This window comes from Serratia sp. AR11, from assembly GCF_056376275.1.
This window is the reverse complement of sequence record NZ_CM150739.1, coordinates 95,661-110,416: the sequence shown is the minus strand read 5'-3', so window position 1 is coordinate 110,416 and position 14,756 is coordinate 95,661. Positions and strand designations below refer to the sequence as shown.

Here is a 14,756-nt window from a genome sequence, read left to right as displayed (position 1 = left end):
GGGGCGCATCTTACTGCTGACGATAATACGCGTCAATCACTTTCTCGTCCCGGTCAATCAAGTGGTGATAAAAGCGGCATAAAGCGCGCTACAGCAGCCTGCAGCACGCTTTTTCATCATGCCTTGGCGGTTTTCAGCGTCGGTGATTGGGCGCGTAAAAACGGCAACAGGAACAACGCAGACAAACAGGCAGCGATCGAGATCACCACGAAGAACCCATTCCAGTGCCAGATTTCCATGATGCGGGCAATCGGGTAACCGGACAACGCCGCCCCCAGATAAGCAAACAGGCCGACAAAACCGGTTGCCGCCCCGGCAGCATCCTTGTGCGAACATTCAGCCGCTGCCATGCCGATCAGCATCTGCGGACCAAAGATAAAGAAACCGATAGCAAAGAAGCAGGCCGCCTGCAGCAGGAAAGTAACACCCGGCATGATCCACAGCGCCGCAACCGACAGGAAGATGCCGATGGCGAAGATCAGGTTCATTGGCCCACGGTTACCGCGGAACAGTTTGTCAGAGCCCCAACCGGCCACCAGTGAGCCGATAAAGCCACCCACTTCGAACAAGGATATCGCCGAGTTGGCAGTCATCAGCGAATAGCCTTTCTCCTGCGTCAGATACAGGTTACCCCAGTCGTTGATGGCCGTACGCACGATGTACACCAGCACGTAAGACACCGCCAGCAGCCAAATGTATTTGTTGGTCAACACGTAGCGCTTGATAATTTCGCGGTTGGTCAGCCCCTGGCCTTCCGATTCCTGTACCAGCTCCATGGCGTCGTTACGCCATTTACCCACGCTGGGCAGCCCCATGGTGGACGGCTTGTCACGCAGGCGCCAGCACATCAGCAGGCCCAACACCACGCCGATAATACCCGGAATAATCATGCCGTAGCGCCAGCTAAAGTGCAGCGAGATAAAGCCGACCAGCAGCGGGATTAACGCACCGCCAAAGTTGTGCGAAGTATTCCAGATCGCCCACCAGCTACCGCGCTCGGAACGCGAGTACCAGCTGGTGAGGATTTTCGAACATGGCGGCCAGCCCCAGCCCTGGAAGAAGGCGTTGAGGATCCACAACGTCCCCAGCATCAGCAGCGAAGAACTGAGGCCGAAGAAGATATTGAGTATGCCGGTCATAATCAGGCCCAACCCCATAAAATAGCGCGGGTTGGAACGATCGCTGATCATGCCTGAAATAAACTTCGAGCAGCCGTAAGTGATGTAGAACAGCGTACCGAGGATGCCGACGTCGGACATCGTCAGGCCAAGATCGCTCAGCATCGCCGGCATAATGAAGTTGAAGCTTTTGCGCGTGAAGTAAAACGCGGCATAGCCGATGTACATCGTCCACATCAGCTGGATGCGCCAGTATTTATAGCTGGCATCGATCTGTTTTTGATCGGTAACCGGCGGCACATCATCGCGGCTTTTAAGGAAAGACCACATGTGAAACCTCAGAGAATATGAAAAGTGCCGCTATCATGCTGCGCGCGCGCGAAAATGACTTACGCCGGATTCCCGACGCGCCTAGGAGTATTTCCTAGTTTGGCCCTTCCGCCGGTGAAACTGTGGGTAAGATCACATTCAAACAGGTGCCATTCTCCGACGTCAGCCGCAGGCGGCCGCCCAGTGCGCTGATGCGCTCCTGCATGCCACGCAGACCATAACCCGGCTCATGATGGGCCAGATCGATACCGACGCCGTTATCGCGAATGGTCAGCAAGACTTGCGGCAACCGCCCTTTGCGCTGACGAAGACGTGCATCCAGCTCAATCCGGCTGGCGGCGGCGTGACGGCAGACATTGGTCACCCCTTCCTGACACACCCGATACAGCGTAATTTTCAAAGTCTCATCCAGCAATTCATCCGGTACCTGCCACTGCATCACGCTCACCAGCGACGTATCCTGCGGCAGCGATTCGCGCAGCATCGCCGCCACCGCCGCCGACAGCGGCAAATTATTCAACGCAGCCGGCCACAGTTGCGTCAACACGTCGTGGACGCCGTCATACACCCGCAGCGCCAGGGTATCTATCGCCTCGGCGCAGCCCATCACCTGCGGCTGCGGTGCCAAACGCTTGATAATACTGGCCTGAGTGCGGATCACGGTAATGGTTTGACCGACCTCGTCATGCAGCTCCCGCGCCACCTCGCGCCGGGTCTGTTCTTCTGCCGTGACCAGCGCGCGCGCCAGTTGGCGGTTTTCCGTCAGCCGCAGCCGCAGTTGCTGGTTCAGCTCGCGCTGGCGTTGAATACCTGCGCCGAGCAGCAGACCGGTCAGGCTCTGGGCCAGCAGCGACAACAGTAAATCACGGTGCGATTCAGGTTGTGGCGGTTCGTTGGCCACCAGCACCACCCCATTGAGCAAGGTTGCCAACAGTGCGCCCTGCCAGCCGTAGCGATAGGACATAAAGACTATCGGGATGGCCAGACAAAACGGCGCGAAGCGACGCAGCTCAGCGGCATTAACCTGCTGTTGCAGCCAGATACTGAGCGCAAACAGCAGCAAATAGCTGGCCAGATGGCGCAACCTTAGCGTCACCGGCTTATGGATCAGGCCCGGTTCAAGCGGCACCCAGATCTGCCGCGCCAGATAGTGCCACAGCAGCAGACAGGTTGGGGCAATGGTAAAACCGCCAGCCAACCCGAGCAGCAGCGCACGGGCACCCTCGCCGTTCACTAACTGCCACACCAGCGCCTGCAGCAACGCGGCCACCGCCACTACCGCGCCCTGCATCAATGGCCATTGCCATTCGCTGTCGCTTTCCTGATGCCGCAGCAACCAGGGGGAGGCCACCAGACTGAGCAACACCGTCAGTAGCAGCACCACCACCGAAGCCCACAGTGCCGGCCCGTAACCGAACTGATCGGCCAACACCACCATCAGCAGCAGATCGGCCAACAGGATGCCCGGCCAGAAGCGGTAAGGGCTTTGCAGCAGAATGCCCATACGCAGACCAAACGGGAACAGCAACAACGCCTGCCACGGCGGGTCGATCAGCGCGGTGCCAATCCCCCACAGGCAAAATGCACTGGTGGCATAGATAAAGAACAACGCCAGTTGGGTGATCAGGCGTTGCATCACAGGTTCAGCATCCGCTTCGCCAGCTCGACGTTGTTGTTGATACCCAATTTGGCGAACAGATTGGCGCGATGCACGTGTACCGTTTTGGGTGACAACCCCAGCGCGACAGCAATCTCCCGCACCTCCTGCCCTTGCGCCAGCAACAGTGCGATTTCGCGTTCACGACGGGTCAGCGGGTCTACCTTCACTCGCGCCAGTTGCTGGGCGATTTCAGGCATCAGATACACGCCACCGCTGGCGACGGTGCGTACCGCGGTGATCAAATCTTCCGGCTTGCAGCGTTTGGACAAGAACCCGCAGGCACCGCGTTCCAGTGCCAGCTCCACCAGCGCCGGGTTGTCATGCATCGACAGCATCACCACCCGAATACCGGAGGGAATGTCCGCCAGCAGATCCAGCCCGCTGCCGTCCGGCATCGAAATATCACAGATACAGATTTCCGCCTCCAGACCGGGCAGGCCGGCGCGTGCCTGAGCCGCGCTGCTGAACTCGCCGACCACCTGAATATCCGGCTCCAGCGACAGCAGTTGCACAAAGCCCGATCGCACAATGTCATGATCGTCAATAAACGCCACGCGCAAGGTCATGGAAATCTCCGGTCCGAGGGGGAAAGTGCGCAAGTATAGCGCAAGCCTGAGCCAGATTAGTTGATGAAAGGAAGGTATAAGCAGATTTTACCGGGCGCAGTGCGCCCGGTATGGGAGAGGTTACAGCTCGCTTGGCGACGCTTTTTCCTGCGGAATATCACACCAGTTGTTTTTGGCCACGATGCCGCCGTTCGGTGAGGTATAACCGAGGCAGCCGAGAATGGTATCGAACAGCTCAACATGGCGGTGGGTTTTACCAACCCGTTGCTGCGCCTGCAATTGCTCAAACGCTCCGCGATGCTGTGGGTCTTCCAGGAACTTGTCGGATGCCCATACCATCATTGGCACGCGGAACTGCTCCACCGGCGCCATTTCACGCGGCGTGCCGTGCAGGTGTGAATTCTCGCCGATCGATTCGCCGTGATCGGAAGAATAGAACACAATCGCCTTCTTCTCGCGTACCTGATCAATCACATTGGCGATAAAGCTGTCGGTATACAGCACCGAGTTATCGAAGGCGTTAACCAACTGATCCTTGGAGCAGAAATCGTCAACGCCAATACATTCCGGCTGATAACGCGCGTAGCTACGCGGATAACGCTGGGAATAGAGATAATGTGAGCCCTTGGTGTGCAGGATCACCAGATGCTTGCCCTTGGGATAACGGGCCAGCGACTCCTTCATTTCATCCACCAACAGCATATCGTCAACCGATTTGCCGTCGTTGCGCTTTTCGGAGGCGATCATCTCGCGGAACGAATAGTTGTTCACTTCGGTGTTGTTGTAGAACCAAACCTCACTCTGCATGGCGAACAGCTCGGAGGTGAAGCCCAAATCTTTCATTACCGCGAACACGTTTTGCTCTTTCAGAGTCCGTTGCGGGTTATCTGCCGTGCCGCCTTCCCGCACGAACATACAGCGCAACGACAGTTTGGTGGCGGTATCACAAGACGTGCCGCGGAACGCCACCAGATTTTTCTCTTTGGACAGCCGTGGCGTAGTGTCACGGTCGTAGCCAAGAATGCCCATGTGATCCCAGCGCGTGGTTTCACCAATGATAAACACCACGTAGGTATCATCAATATCGGCCGGTGCAACATAGGTAAAGTTCTTGGCCGGGTCGAACAAATTGGCCTGATCCTGACTTTCGTCATAACGGGTGTAGGCAAACAGCCCCAACGCCGACAGCCAGTTGGATGGCAAATAGGAATGTGCAACTACGCCACCGTAGCTTGGCAAATCCACATTGGTGATTTTTTCCTGTGCGCTTTGCTCGTTATCCAGCATACGCAGCGGCACCCAGACCAGCGCCACCACCGCCACCAGCACCACCAGCGGTTTTATCCGGTGTCCGGGCGTTTTCAGTTGCTCGATCAGGGTATAACGCAGGTTGTTTTTCCAGATGCACAGCAGCGGCAATGCGCTGAGCACTACCATCCACAGCACGAAGTGCATACCGACCACTTCTTTCGACAGGTCGATATCGGTGGTCATCACCGACACCACAATGCCGTAGCCGATCACCACGTTGAAAAACGTCATGTAATAGCTGGCCGCCACGGAAATCAGCACCAATAGCGAGGCAATAATCCGGTAGAACAGCCGGCCGCCGAGCGAGACCAGCCGCATAATAAAGAAGGTGAACAGAACGATGGCGATAACCTCGGTTACCGCAGAAATGACCTTAATCCCCTGAATGCCGTGCGAAAACGAATCAAAGCGACGATAGAAAACGGAAAGGTTCAAAAAGATGCCGATATAGATCGCTAACAATAACGATAAATTCTGCTGTGATAGCGATTTAACTTTGTTCATGTAACGCGGTGGCTCCGGGGGCTTTAACAGTTCTGAAGTCAGTCAGACATTCGATGCGGCTGCAGGTTCAGCCGATCGGCAATAAGCGCTATTTTGGGGGTAAGAATCAAGAGAATTCTCACAAAATAACCATTTTTGCCATTTTTTGTGCAAGGGATAAAGGGGCACGAGACGAGAAATGGAGGGCTGAAACCCTCCATTTGTTCCGTGATATTGGCGGAAATCTTACTTAACGTTAAGCGTTACATCAATATTGCCGCGAGTGGCGTTGGAATAAGGGCAGACCACGTGGGCTTTTTTCACCAGGTCTTCCGCCACGCTGCGCTCGATGCCCGGCAGAGAGATATCCAACTGCACTTCGATGCCGAAACCGTTGGGGATTTCGCCAATACCGACGGTGCCGTCAATTTTGGCTTCGGCCGGGATCTTCACTTTTTCTTTCGCCGCGACAAACTTCAGTGCGCCGAGGAAGCAGGCCGAATAACCGGCAGCAAACAACTGTTCCGGGTTGGTGACTTCACCGCCCGCGCCGCCCATTTCTTTCGGCACGCCCAGTTTGACATCCAACACGCCGTCAGATGAGGTCGCACGGCCATCGCGGCCACCGGTTGCGGTGGCATGAGCACGGTACACAACTTTTTCAATCGACATACATCATTCCTTCTTTCTGGTTGGAGGCAAGACGGCAATTCCTGCAGGTGGAACGTCGTCATTGGTATATCTTTCACGATTAAATCGCACACTATATATTTACTGCTTACTTCCAGTGTAGTCCACCCATGCCGATCCTGCTGCCGGCACTGGAGGTCAAAGCTGGTTGATTAGCTTGCCACGCAGCTTTTCCAACTGCTGTTTGATATTGACGATTTCATCGAGGCTGCAATCGGTAGCACACATGACCGCTTCCGGCACCGACTGCGCTTTTTCACGCAGCGCACGACCGGCATCGGTTAACGCAATAATCACCTGCCGCTCATCGGTGGTGGCACGGTAACGCGCTAACAAACCGGCGGTCTCCAGGCGTTTGAGCAATGGCGTCAGGGTGGCGGAATCGAGAAATAGCCGTTCGCCAATGTCCGTGACTCTGATTTCGTCCCGCTCCCACAGCACCAGCATCACCAGATATTGCGGATAGGTGAGTTCAAGCTGGCTCAGCAGTTTGCGATACACCTTGTTCAGCGCCAGGTTGGCGGAGTACAGGGCAAAGCAAAGTTGCTGGTCAAGCAGCAGCAGGTTTTTCGTCGCGGGTTGTTCGGTGTTTTCGATTTTCATGCTCTGAATATAGATAGTGCACGATGTAATCGCAAACTATTTTTTTGCCAATATGCTACCTTGTTAAAAGCAGGGGATGCCACAGCGAGGTGCTGTGTGGAGGGAAAGGACATGACAGACACTCTGACAGAACGCGCGCGCCGCTACGCCACCAAGGCCCATGCGGCTATCGATCAGCGCCGCAAATACACTAATGACCCCTACATTGTTCACCCGCAGGCGGTAATGGAAATCGTCAGCAGCGTGCCGCACAGCGAAGAAATGCTGGCCGCCGCCTGGCTGCACGACACGGTAGAAGATACGCCCACCACTCTTGGCGATATCGAAAGCCACTTTGGGCCACAGGTCGCAAGCCTGGTGGCGATGCTGACCAACGTCAGCGGCACCGGTGACGGCAACCGCTTCGAGCGTAAAAACCGCGATCGGCGCCACAGCGCCAAGGCTTCACCACAGGCCAAGACCATCAAGCTGGCGGACCTGATCGACAACACCCGCTCACTGCTGGACTATGACAGCCATTTCGCCAGAACCTATCTGATCGAAAAACAGCGGCTGCTGGAAGTGTTGACCGAAGGTGACCCGACGCTATGGCAGCAGGCGCATCATATTGTCGAAAAGGGGCTGGAAAGGCTCCAATTGCCACCGCATAACGTCCCGGCAAGCTGGTTTGAACATGCCCGCCGGCGCTATCGGGAAAGCGATGCGGCATAGCCGACAACCACTTCAGTGCGCAAAATAATGCATACCGCCATCCACCGGGATCACCGCCCCGGTGATATAGCGCGCCTGCGGGGAACAAAGAAACGCGGCCAGATAGGCCATATCCTCCGGCTCACCAAAATAGCCAATCGGGATATTCTGTTCGATAAACGCCTGGCGGGCGGCCTCCGTCGGGTGCAGTTTTTCACGCACCTGCTCGCTATTAATCCGCCCGGGCTGCAGTGTATTAACCGTAACCCCTTGCGCCGCCACGTTGCCTGCCAGCCCCTTGGCCCATAGGTGCAACGCCCCCTTGGCGGCGGTGGCAGCGTTCAAACTGCGCGGCTCCATCGAGCCACTGATGTTGATCACCCGTCCCCAGCCCTGCGCCAGCATCCGGGGCAACAACGCATGGGTTATCCGACGCGCCGGGGTAAAGTTCAGGGCAAAGGCTTCTTCCCAACCGGCATCGCCTTCGCTCAACGTGGTCGGGCGAGCCCCACCGACCGCATTAATCACAATATCGATGGTCCCGAACTGCTGTAGCGCCAGCGCCAGCATGCTGTCGAGCGCTTGCGCATTGGTGATATCTGCCGCGATGACATAGGGCCGTATGCCACCGGCTTGCTCAACCTCATCCGCCAGGGTCTGCAAACGGTCTTCCCGGCGCGCCGTCGCCACCACAGTCACCCCCTGCGCCGCCAATACCCGAACCATGCCTGCGCCAATCCCTTCGCTGGCACCGGTCACCAACGCGATACGCCCCTGCAGATGCAAATTCATAAGATATCCTAATTGAATAATTCAATCTGGTTACAAAGATAACGCCATTGAATCACGTCCCAGTCTGTGTGAATATTCCGTAAACTCGCGGCAATACTGTGCAGGAATTCACTGATGTTCGATTGGCAGGATTTAAAACACTTCGTGGTGCTGGCACGCACCGGTTCATTGTCGGCAGCGGCACGGGAGCTGGGCTGCGATCACGCCACGGTAGGGCGTCGGGTGGCAGCGCTGGAGAAAGCTCTCGGCCTGCCGCTGATCCTGCGCCTGCCGCGCAGCACGCCGCTGACGCAGGACGGAAAGGTGATTGCCGGGCTGGCCAACGACATCGAAAACCAAAGCCACGCCATAGTCCGCCATGCGCGCAGCATTGGTGAAACACCGCAAACCCAGGTGCGTATCAGCGCCCCGCCGTCGATTGCCGCGCGGGTTATTGCCCCGCAAATTGCGCAATTTCACCAGACTTTTCCGCATATTACGCTGATACTCTCCGGCGAATCGGCGATCGCCGAACTGGATCGCGGTGACGCCGAAGTGGCGGTGCGCATGGTGCGGCCGCAGCAGCCGGATTTACTGGTGCAACGCATCGGCATGATGCGCTATGCGCTGTACTCCACACCGCAGCACGCCGCCCTGCCGGAGGCGGCGCGGGCCTTCATTGGCTACGATCACCACTACCAAAACCAACCGCATCAACAGTGGCTGCAGCAGCTTTTGCAGGGCCGTCCGGTGGTATTTCAGGCCAGCGACCTTTTCTCGTTGCAAGAAGCCGCACGATCGGGACTGGGAGCGGTAGTATTGCCGACGTTTGTTGCCGATGGCGACCCAGACATGGTTACACTGCCCACTGCAATCGCTGCCCCGACCCGCGAGCTGTGGCTGGTCACTTACCCGGACCTGGCCCGCTCGACGGCCGTGCGCGCGGTAATGAATTTCCTGGCCGAAATCATCGGGGAAAAATGCCCACTGACACGCTAAAACATAAGGCATGCTAATTTGATACTGGACAAATCTTACGCGGCGGATTATTACTGGTCACCACAGAATGGACTTTAGGGACTGGTTGAGAGCATGACTTTGCGTACTGAATTTGGACGAATTCTGATTACCGGCGCGGGCGGCCGGGTGGCGACGGCATTCCGTCAATCGGTGGGAAATCGCTATCAACTGCGGCTGGCGGAAAAAGACCTCGGGCTGCTGACCAACCTACAGCCGAATGATGAGATCATCAGCTTCGACATTGCCGACATCGCCGCCTGCCGCGCGGCCTGTGCCGGCATCGATACCGTGTTGCACCTGGCGGCCGATCCTTCTCCTGACGCCGACTTCTGCAATTCATTGATGGATAACAATATCCTCGGCACCTTCAATATTTTCCGCGCAGCGAAGGACGCCGGTTGCAAACGCGTGGTCTTCGCCAGCAGCGCGCAGGCGGTGGAAGGTTATGCGTTGGATTACCAAATTCGGCCGCAGGACGCACCCAAACCGAAAAATCTGTACGGCGTCAGCAAGGCATTCGGCGAAGGCATCGCCGCCTACTTTGCCCATCAGGAAGGACTTTCCGCATTGTCGGTGCGCATCGCCAACTTCACCACGCTGGAACCAGGTGAGCAGCTCAGCGCTCGTGATATGAGCGCTTTTCTCAGCCACCGCGACGCCGCCGATCTGCTGGAACGTTGCCTGCGCATTGAAGGCGTACACCATGCGGTGGTGCACGGCGTTTCCAACAACCGCTATAAGCGGCTGTCGCTGGAGGAAACCAGCCAACTGCTGGGTTACTACCCACAGGACGACGCGTTTAGCATCCTCGGTTTCGGCTAAAGTTTGCTATCAATACGCTGCAGCAGGTAAGGGAAAAACGGGTTGGAGGCGATGCGCATTAGCGAATCGAGGTCCACCACCAGCACCGAGCGTTCACCACGCGCAGCAAGCGTGCCGAGGCTAATACCAAACTCGCCACGCTGCACCGGGAAACGACCATAAAGTGAATCGCTTACCGGGAATGGCAACGCCACATGCGACAACGAATAAATATCCGCTGGGTAAGTCATGCCCAGCGGCTGCTCACTTACCGTCGTTGCCCCGGCTGGCGTTACGCTGGCGATCGCCTCACTGCTATCCGGTGAGGCGTTGGCAATCACCGTGGTCTGGTAGCGGCGTGGGGGCGTAGGCAGCAATTGGCTGACTGCCGCCGCCGCATTGGGTCGCAGCAGCGGGCCGAAGTTGACCGTACGATTGACGTCAAACAGCACCAGTTCGCTGCCGTTAGCCGGCAGTTCGTTGTATAACGCGCGGATCACCGCCCGGGTACTGACGGTAGAATCCATCACCGACTGGAAGGTCAGCACCGGCGCTAATTTATCCAGCCTGCCATCACGCGCCGCACGGGCGATTTGCTGTTGCAGACCATTGCTGAGCAGATAAGACTGACGCGCTCCGTTCACCGGGAACGAGTTGTATTTGAAAGGGTTAAATTCCGGCAAGACGCCGAGCCACGCGGCCTTGGCAAACGCCGGGAACACCGCAGGCCAACCGGCAATACCGGCGAAACGGGCAAAACTGGTGACGCCAATCATCGGTGAGATCAGGATCAACCGCTGCGGTGCCGCCAATTGCGGATCGTCCAATGCATCCAGCGCGTACTTCATCGCCAGCGCACCGCCGTTGGAAAAGCCCACGATATGCAGCGGCTTGTCGCCCCCGGCCTTACTGCGCGCCTCACGTACCGCTAGCCGCGTTGCCGCCAACCAGTCTTGCCATTCAATATCGGTCAGGGCGCCCGGCACCGTGCCGTGTGCCGGCAGGCGAATGCCGACCGCCACATAACCATGCTGACGGTAGTTCTCGGCAATGTGCCGCAGGCTGTAAGGGGAATCGGTCAGGCCATGTAACAGCACCACCGCCCCACGCGGTTCGCCCTCTGGCATCAGCTCATAGGAACGGTTCCAGTCACGGGTAAAGTGCTCCGGATACACCGGACTGCCGTCAAAATAGCGATTAAGCGGAATACGTTCGCTGGCGGAGAGTTTGTCCGTGACGTTGACCTTCACCTCATCAAACACCCGGCTCTCTGCGGCCAGATAGCCCTGCCAGTCGGTGTTGTCCATTTCGGCGGCCGACAGCTCGTGTGGCACAAAGGTATGCCACGGCTCCAGCGCCGGACCGCTCTGAGTATCGTAAACGCGCACCGCAAACAGCGTGAGCAATACGGTGACAGCCACAATCGTCAGCCGTTTGGTCCATTTAATTATCGCCCTGGAAGGCATGCCCACTCCTGAATTCACGGTTATCCCAGCAGCGATTATAGAAGTTAAATGCCCGCAGGGGCAGCTCGACGATCGCCGGGCGTGACCCACCGATTTTTAGAACCTGCTCACAGAACCTGCATTTCCCCGCCATTTTGGCGGATAAAAATTGATCTGCCGACGGAATGTTTGTAGGTTTTCTGTAACGATACACTAAAACGTTACAGTGAAAGCAAAGACACAAAGTATCGTACCCGTTCCCCCTGTCCCTACAGCGTTACTCCACAGGGGAAATCATCTTCACCACCAGCATCGCAGGCTGTCTGCGATCGGGAGCCAGGCTGATGAAATCACTGACATGCCGTTTAACGCCGCGTCTGTTTATCACGCTGTTATTTATGCTGTTTATCTTGCCACTGCGCGCCAATGCCGCCGAAGTTAGCCTGAGGGTATATTCATCGCTACCCGACGATGGTTACTCCGCGCACGCCATCTGGTTTCACCGCTTCAAACAGAATCTGGACCAGCGCCTGCCGGGCAAAATCGCCCTTAATTACTTCCCTAACGGCATGCTTGGTAAAGAGGCCGATGCGGTCCAACAGGTACGTATCGGCGCGATCGACATGACTATCTCCGGGACTTCCATCTGGGGCACGCTGGTGCCGGAAATCGGCGTGCTGGATCTGGGCTATCTGTTTGACGATAACCAGCAACTGGGTCAGGCGCTGGATGGCCAGGCGGGCCAACTGCTGAGCGCCCTGCTGGCCAAGCAAAGCAATATCAAGGTGCTGGGCTATGGTTTCAGCCTGGGCGCACGCAACATTTACAGTAAAAAACCGCTGCAGTCACCGCAGGACCTCAACCGGATGAAAGTACGCGTACTGCCGGCCCCCAACTTTATCGCCACGCTAAAAAGCATGGGTGCCACGGCGATCCCGATGCCCGGCGGTGAGGTTTACTCCGCACTGCAAATGGGAGTGATCGACGGTGTGGAACATGACGCCGCCACGGTCTACACCAGCAAGTATTACGAGATTGCCAAATACGCCACGCTGACCCGCCATATCTACAACCCGATTGTCGCCACCATCAGCCAGGCGGCGTTCCAACGCATCCCGCAACCGCTGCAAGCCGACTTCTTGGCGGCAGCCAGCGAAGCGACGGTTTATGAACGCAAAATCGCAGCGGAAAAAGAAATTCAGGCGATGGACAAACTGAAAGCCGCCGGTGTGATCTTTACCGAAACCGACCGCGACTATTTCCGCCGGCAAACACTGCCGCTGCAGGCGGCATTTAGCGGGAAATACCCACAGGCCAAAGCGGTGCTGGATGCCATTCATGCCACAGCGCAGCCCTAACGCACGCCTGGCGGAGGATTTGCTATGACCCTTCCTGTAACCCTTGAAATGAGCGTAAAAAAAGTGGCCATCCTGACGCAGTTAAGCCGCGGTCTGACCCGCTTTACCGCCTGGGGTGGCGCACTGGCGCTGCTGATCAACGTGGTGGTGGTATTTGCCTCGGTGATTTGGCGCTACGCGTTGCACAGCCCGATTGAATGGGCGGAAGAAGTGGCGCGCGCGCTGATGGTAACGCTGGTGTTCTTCGGCGTCGCCACCTCCACCGGGCGTGGCCGACACATCGGCGTCGATCTGTTCCTGCGCTGGGTGCCCGCGGTAGCCCGGCCCTACGTAGTGCATGCCAGCCGTTGGGTGCTGGTACTGGTGGCGCTGGGCCTGACGGTGTCCAGCTTCAGCCTGGTGGGTATTTCACTGCCACAGACCACCGAACACGGCCTGCCACAGGCGATCTTCGTGGTTCCGGTGTTCATCGGCGCGGCAGTGATGCTGGTCAGCGCGCTCGATCACGCCTGCCAGGCATCGTTGAAAGTGGTGTTAATCAGCGCCGCCGCCGTCGCTCTTCTGGGCGGCGCTGGCTACCTCAGCCTGCATGCCCCGCTGGGGTTCAGCTCGCTGCCCGCCGCGCTGATGCTGGCCTGCTTTATCCTGGGCATCATCTCCGGCGTGCCAATCGCCTTTACCCTGGGCATGTCGGCTATGGTGTTCTTTCTTAGCGATCCGTCGCTGCCATTCGTGTTCTTTGCCCAGCAGGTGACCGCCGGCGTCGATCATTTTGTGCTGCTGGCCATTCCGTTCTTCCTGCTGGCCGGTGCGGTGATGGAGGTCAACGGCATGTCGTCACGGCTGGTTGAGCTGATCGTGCGCGGCATGGGGCGTTATCGCGGTGGCCTGAATATGACCACGATTGTATCGATGGCCTTCTTCTCGGGTATTTCCGGCTCCAAACTGGCAGACGTCGCCACGGTCGGCGGCGTGCTGATGCCCGCGGTACGCCGGGCACGCCAGCCGGCCGCAGAGTCTGCCGGGGTGTTCGCCGCCTCGGCGATCATGGCGGAAACCATCCCTCCCTGCGTCAATCTGATCGTGATGGGCTTTATCGCCAACATTTCCATTGGCGCACTGTTTATCGCCGGCCTGATCCCGGCGCTGTGCCTGCTGGTGTTGCTGCTGATTGCCGCCGTGATCTTCGGCAAGCGCATCAACGTCGATGACGCCTACCCGGTGCGAATGCCAACCCGCCAACTGCTGATCGGTGCCGCCGTCGGGCTGGTGATGATTTTGATGATCGGCAAGGGCGTGGTGGCCGGTATCGCCACCTCCACCGAGATTTCCGCCTTTGCCGTGGTTTACGCCATCGTGGTCGGTCGGCTGGCCTTTGGGGAACTGACCCTGAAAGCCACGGTGAAACTGTTCGTCGACACCGCAGCGCTGTCCGGCATGCTGTTGTTTATCGTCGCCTGCGCCACCAGTTTGTCCTTCGCTCTGACCATCGAGATGATCCCGCAGCAGTGCGCGCAACTGTTGGTCGCCATCGGCGCTGACTACGGCCCGTGGCTGTTTCTGCTGCTGTCGATTGTCATCCTGATTATTTTCGGCGCGGTGCTGGAGGGGGCCCCGGCGCTGATTATCTTTGCCCCCATCCTGGTCCCTATCGCCACCCAGCTCGGCTTCAACCCGCTGCACTACGCCATTGTGATGATTCTGGCGATGGGTTTCGGCCTGTTTTCCCCGCCGATCGGCCTGGGCCTGTACACCACCTGCGCCATTTGCGGCGTTCCGATGCAGGACGTGATTAAACCTATGGCCAAGTACCTGCTGATCATTCTGCTCGGCATCATTGTTATCGCGCTGTTCCCGGCGCTCACCACCTGGCTGCCCACGCGGCTGGGCTACTGATTTTCTCAAGCAAG

13 protein-coding genes are annotated in these 14,756 nt (G+C 57.6%); 5 read left to right on the top strand and 8 right to left on the bottom strand.

Annotation, left to right across the window (positions count from 1 at the left end):
* Nucleotides 1-116: 116 nt before the first annotated feature.
* The 6 genes from uhpC to ACSOSI_RS00485 all read right to left on the bottom strand — a co-directional run bounded on the left by uhpC (nt 117) and on the right by ACSOSI_RS00485 (nt 6,761).
* Nucleotides 117-1,448 (bottom strand): MFS transporter, encoded by a 1,332-nt coding sequence (uhpC, locus tag ACSOSI_RS00510; protein ID WP_017891234.1) that lies wholly within the window; start codon nt 1,446-1,448, stop codon nt 117-119.
* A 94-nt stretch (nt 1,449-1,542) separates the two neighbouring features.
* Nucleotides 1,543-3,084 (bottom strand): signal transduction histidine-protein kinase/phosphatase UhpB, encoded by a 1,542-nt coding sequence (gene uhpB / locus ACSOSI_RS00505; RefSeq protein ID WP_017891233.1) that lies wholly within the window; start codon nt 3,082-3,084, stop codon nt 1,543-1,545.
* On the bottom strand, nt 3,084-3,674 hold the full coding sequence (gene uhpA / locus ACSOSI_RS00500; protein ID WP_012004604.1) for a response regulator transcription factor UhpA: 591 nt from the start codon (nt 3,672-3,674) through the stop codon (nt 3,084-3,086). The genes uhpB and uhpA overlap by 1 nt, the downstream gene beginning before the upstream one ends.
* 120 nt (nt 3,675-3,794) lie before the next feature.
* On the bottom strand, nt 3,795-5,489 hold the full coding sequence (gene eptB, locus ACSOSI_RS00495; protein ID WP_012004603.1) for a kdo(2)-lipid A phosphoethanolamine 7''-transferase: 1,695 nt from the start codon (nt 5,487-5,489) through the stop codon (nt 3,795-3,797).
* A gap of 225 nt (nt 5,490-5,714) precedes the next feature.
* A complete protein-coding gene (locus tag ACSOSI_RS00490; protein ID WP_004934114.1) occupies nt 5,715-6,140 on the bottom strand; it encodes an organic hydroperoxide resistance protein in 426 nt (141 codons plus the stop codon).
* Nucleotides 6,141-6,296: 156 nt separating this feature from the next.
* Nucleotides 6,297-6,761 (bottom strand): MarR family winged helix-turn-helix transcriptional regulator, encoded by a 465-nt coding sequence (locus ACSOSI_RS00485; protein WP_017891230.1) that lies wholly within the window; start codon nt 6,759-6,761, stop codon nt 6,297-6,299.
* A 111-nt stretch (nt 6,762-6,872) separates the two neighbouring features.
* Between ACSOSI_RS00485 and ACSOSI_RS00480 the strand changes: the two genes are divergently transcribed.
* Nucleotides 6,873-7,472, top strand: coding sequence for an HD domain-containing protein (locus tag ACSOSI_RS00480; protein ID WP_261277823.1), 600 nt, complete (start codon nt 6,873-6,875; stop codon nt 7,470-7,472).
* Nucleotides 7,473-7,484: 12 nt separating this feature from the next.
* On the opposite strand, the gene ACSOSI_RS00475 is transcribed toward ACSOSI_RS00480, so the two are convergent.
* Entirely contained in the window at nt 7,485-8,243 is a 759-nt protein-coding gene (locus tag ACSOSI_RS00475) for an SDR family NAD(P)-dependent oxidoreductase (protein ID WP_259191412.1), read from the bottom strand.
* 114 nt (nt 8,244-8,357) lie between these two features.
* Here ACSOSI_RS00475 and ACSOSI_RS00470 point away from each other — a divergent pair, with 114 nt between their 5' ends.
* On the top strand, nt 8,358-9,221 hold the full coding sequence (locus ACSOSI_RS00470) for a LysR family transcriptional regulator (protein WP_476706395.1): 864 nt from the start codon (nt 8,358-8,360) through the stop codon (nt 9,219-9,221).
* A gap of 93 nt (nt 9,222-9,314) precedes the next feature.
* Nucleotides 9,315-10,064: an NAD-dependent epimerase/dehydratase family protein gene (locus ACSOSI_RS00465; protein WP_012004598.1), complete on the top strand. Its 750-nt coding sequence runs from the start codon at nt 9,315-9,317 to the stop codon at nt 10,062-10,064.
* Here the strand turns inward: ACSOSI_RS00465 and ACSOSI_RS00460 are convergent.
* Nucleotides 10,061-11,509, bottom strand: a complete 1,449-nt coding sequence (locus ACSOSI_RS00460) for an alpha/beta hydrolase (RefSeq protein ID WP_476706394.1) — start codon at nt 11,507-11,509, stop codon at nt 10,061-10,063. The genes ACSOSI_RS00465 and ACSOSI_RS00460 overlap by 4 nt on opposite strands.
* Before the next feature lie 323 nt (nt 11,510-11,832).
* Between ACSOSI_RS00460 and ACSOSI_RS00455 the strand changes: the two genes are divergently transcribed.
* Together ACSOSI_RS00455 and ACSOSI_RS00450 are read left to right on the top strand one after the other, a co-directional pair.
* Entirely contained in the window at nt 11,833-12,846 is a 1,014-nt protein-coding gene (locus ACSOSI_RS00455; protein WP_012004596.1) for a TRAP transporter substrate-binding protein, read from the top strand.
* 24 nt (nt 12,847-12,870) lie between these two features.
* Nucleotides 12,871-14,742, top strand: coding sequence for a TRAP transporter large permease (locus ACSOSI_RS00450; protein ID WP_135344766.1), 1,872 nt, complete (start codon nt 12,871-12,873; stop codon nt 14,740-14,742).
* Nucleotides 14,743-14,756: the final 14 nt, after the last annotated feature.

What these genes read in the sequence shown, in the direction of transcription:
- ACSOSI_RS00460 (WP_476706394.1), bottom strand. Translation starts at nt 11,509, where the DNA reads ATGCCTTCCAGGGCGATAATTAAATGGACCAAACGGCTGACGATTGTG.
- ACSOSI_RS00480 (WP_261277823.1), top strand. Translation starts at nt 6,873, where the DNA reads ATGACAGACACTCTGACAGAACGCGCGCGCCGCTACGCCACCAAGGCC.
- eptB (WP_012004603.1), bottom strand. Translation starts at nt 5,489, where the DNA reads ATGAACAAAGTTAAATCGCTATCACAGCAGAATTTATCGTTATTGTTA.
- ACSOSI_RS00475 (WP_259191412.1), bottom strand. Translation starts at nt 8,243, where the DNA reads ATGAATTTGCATCTGCAGGGGCGTATCGCGTTGGTGACCGGTGCCAGC.
- ACSOSI_RS00490 (WP_004934114.1), bottom strand. Translation starts at nt 6,140, where the DNA reads ATGTCGATTGAAAAAGTTGTGTACCGTGCTCATGCCACCGCAACCGGT.
- uhpB (WP_017891233.1), bottom strand. Translation starts at nt 3,084, where the DNA reads ATGCAACGCCTGATCACCCAACTGGCGTTGTTCTTTATCTATGCCACC.
- uhpA (WP_012004604.1), bottom strand. Translation starts at nt 3,674, where the DNA reads ATGACCTTGCGCGTGGCGTTTATTGACGATCATGACATTGTGCGATCG.
- ACSOSI_RS00485 (WP_017891230.1), bottom strand. Translation starts at nt 6,761, where the DNA reads ATGAAAATCGAAAACACCGAACAACCCGCGACGAAAAACCTGCTGCTG.
- ACSOSI_RS00465 (WP_012004598.1), top strand. Translation starts at nt 9,315, where the DNA reads ATGACTTTGCGTACTGAATTTGGACGAATTCTGATTACCGGCGCGGGC.
- uhpC (WP_017891234.1), bottom strand. Translation starts at nt 1,448, where the DNA reads ATGTGGTCTTTCCTTAAAAGCCGCGATGATGTGCCGCCGGTTACCGAT.
- ACSOSI_RS00455 (WP_012004596.1), top strand. Translation starts at nt 11,833, where the DNA reads ATGAAATCACTGACATGCCGTTTAACGCCGCGTCTGTTTATCACGCTG.
- ACSOSI_RS00470 (WP_476706395.1), top strand. Translation starts at nt 8,358, where the DNA reads ATGTTCGATTGGCAGGATTTAAAACACTTCGTGGTGCTGGCACGCACC.
- ACSOSI_RS00450 (WP_135344766.1), top strand. Translation starts at nt 12,871, where the DNA reads ATGACCCTTCCTGTAACCCTTGAAATGAGCGTAAAAAAAGTGGCCATC.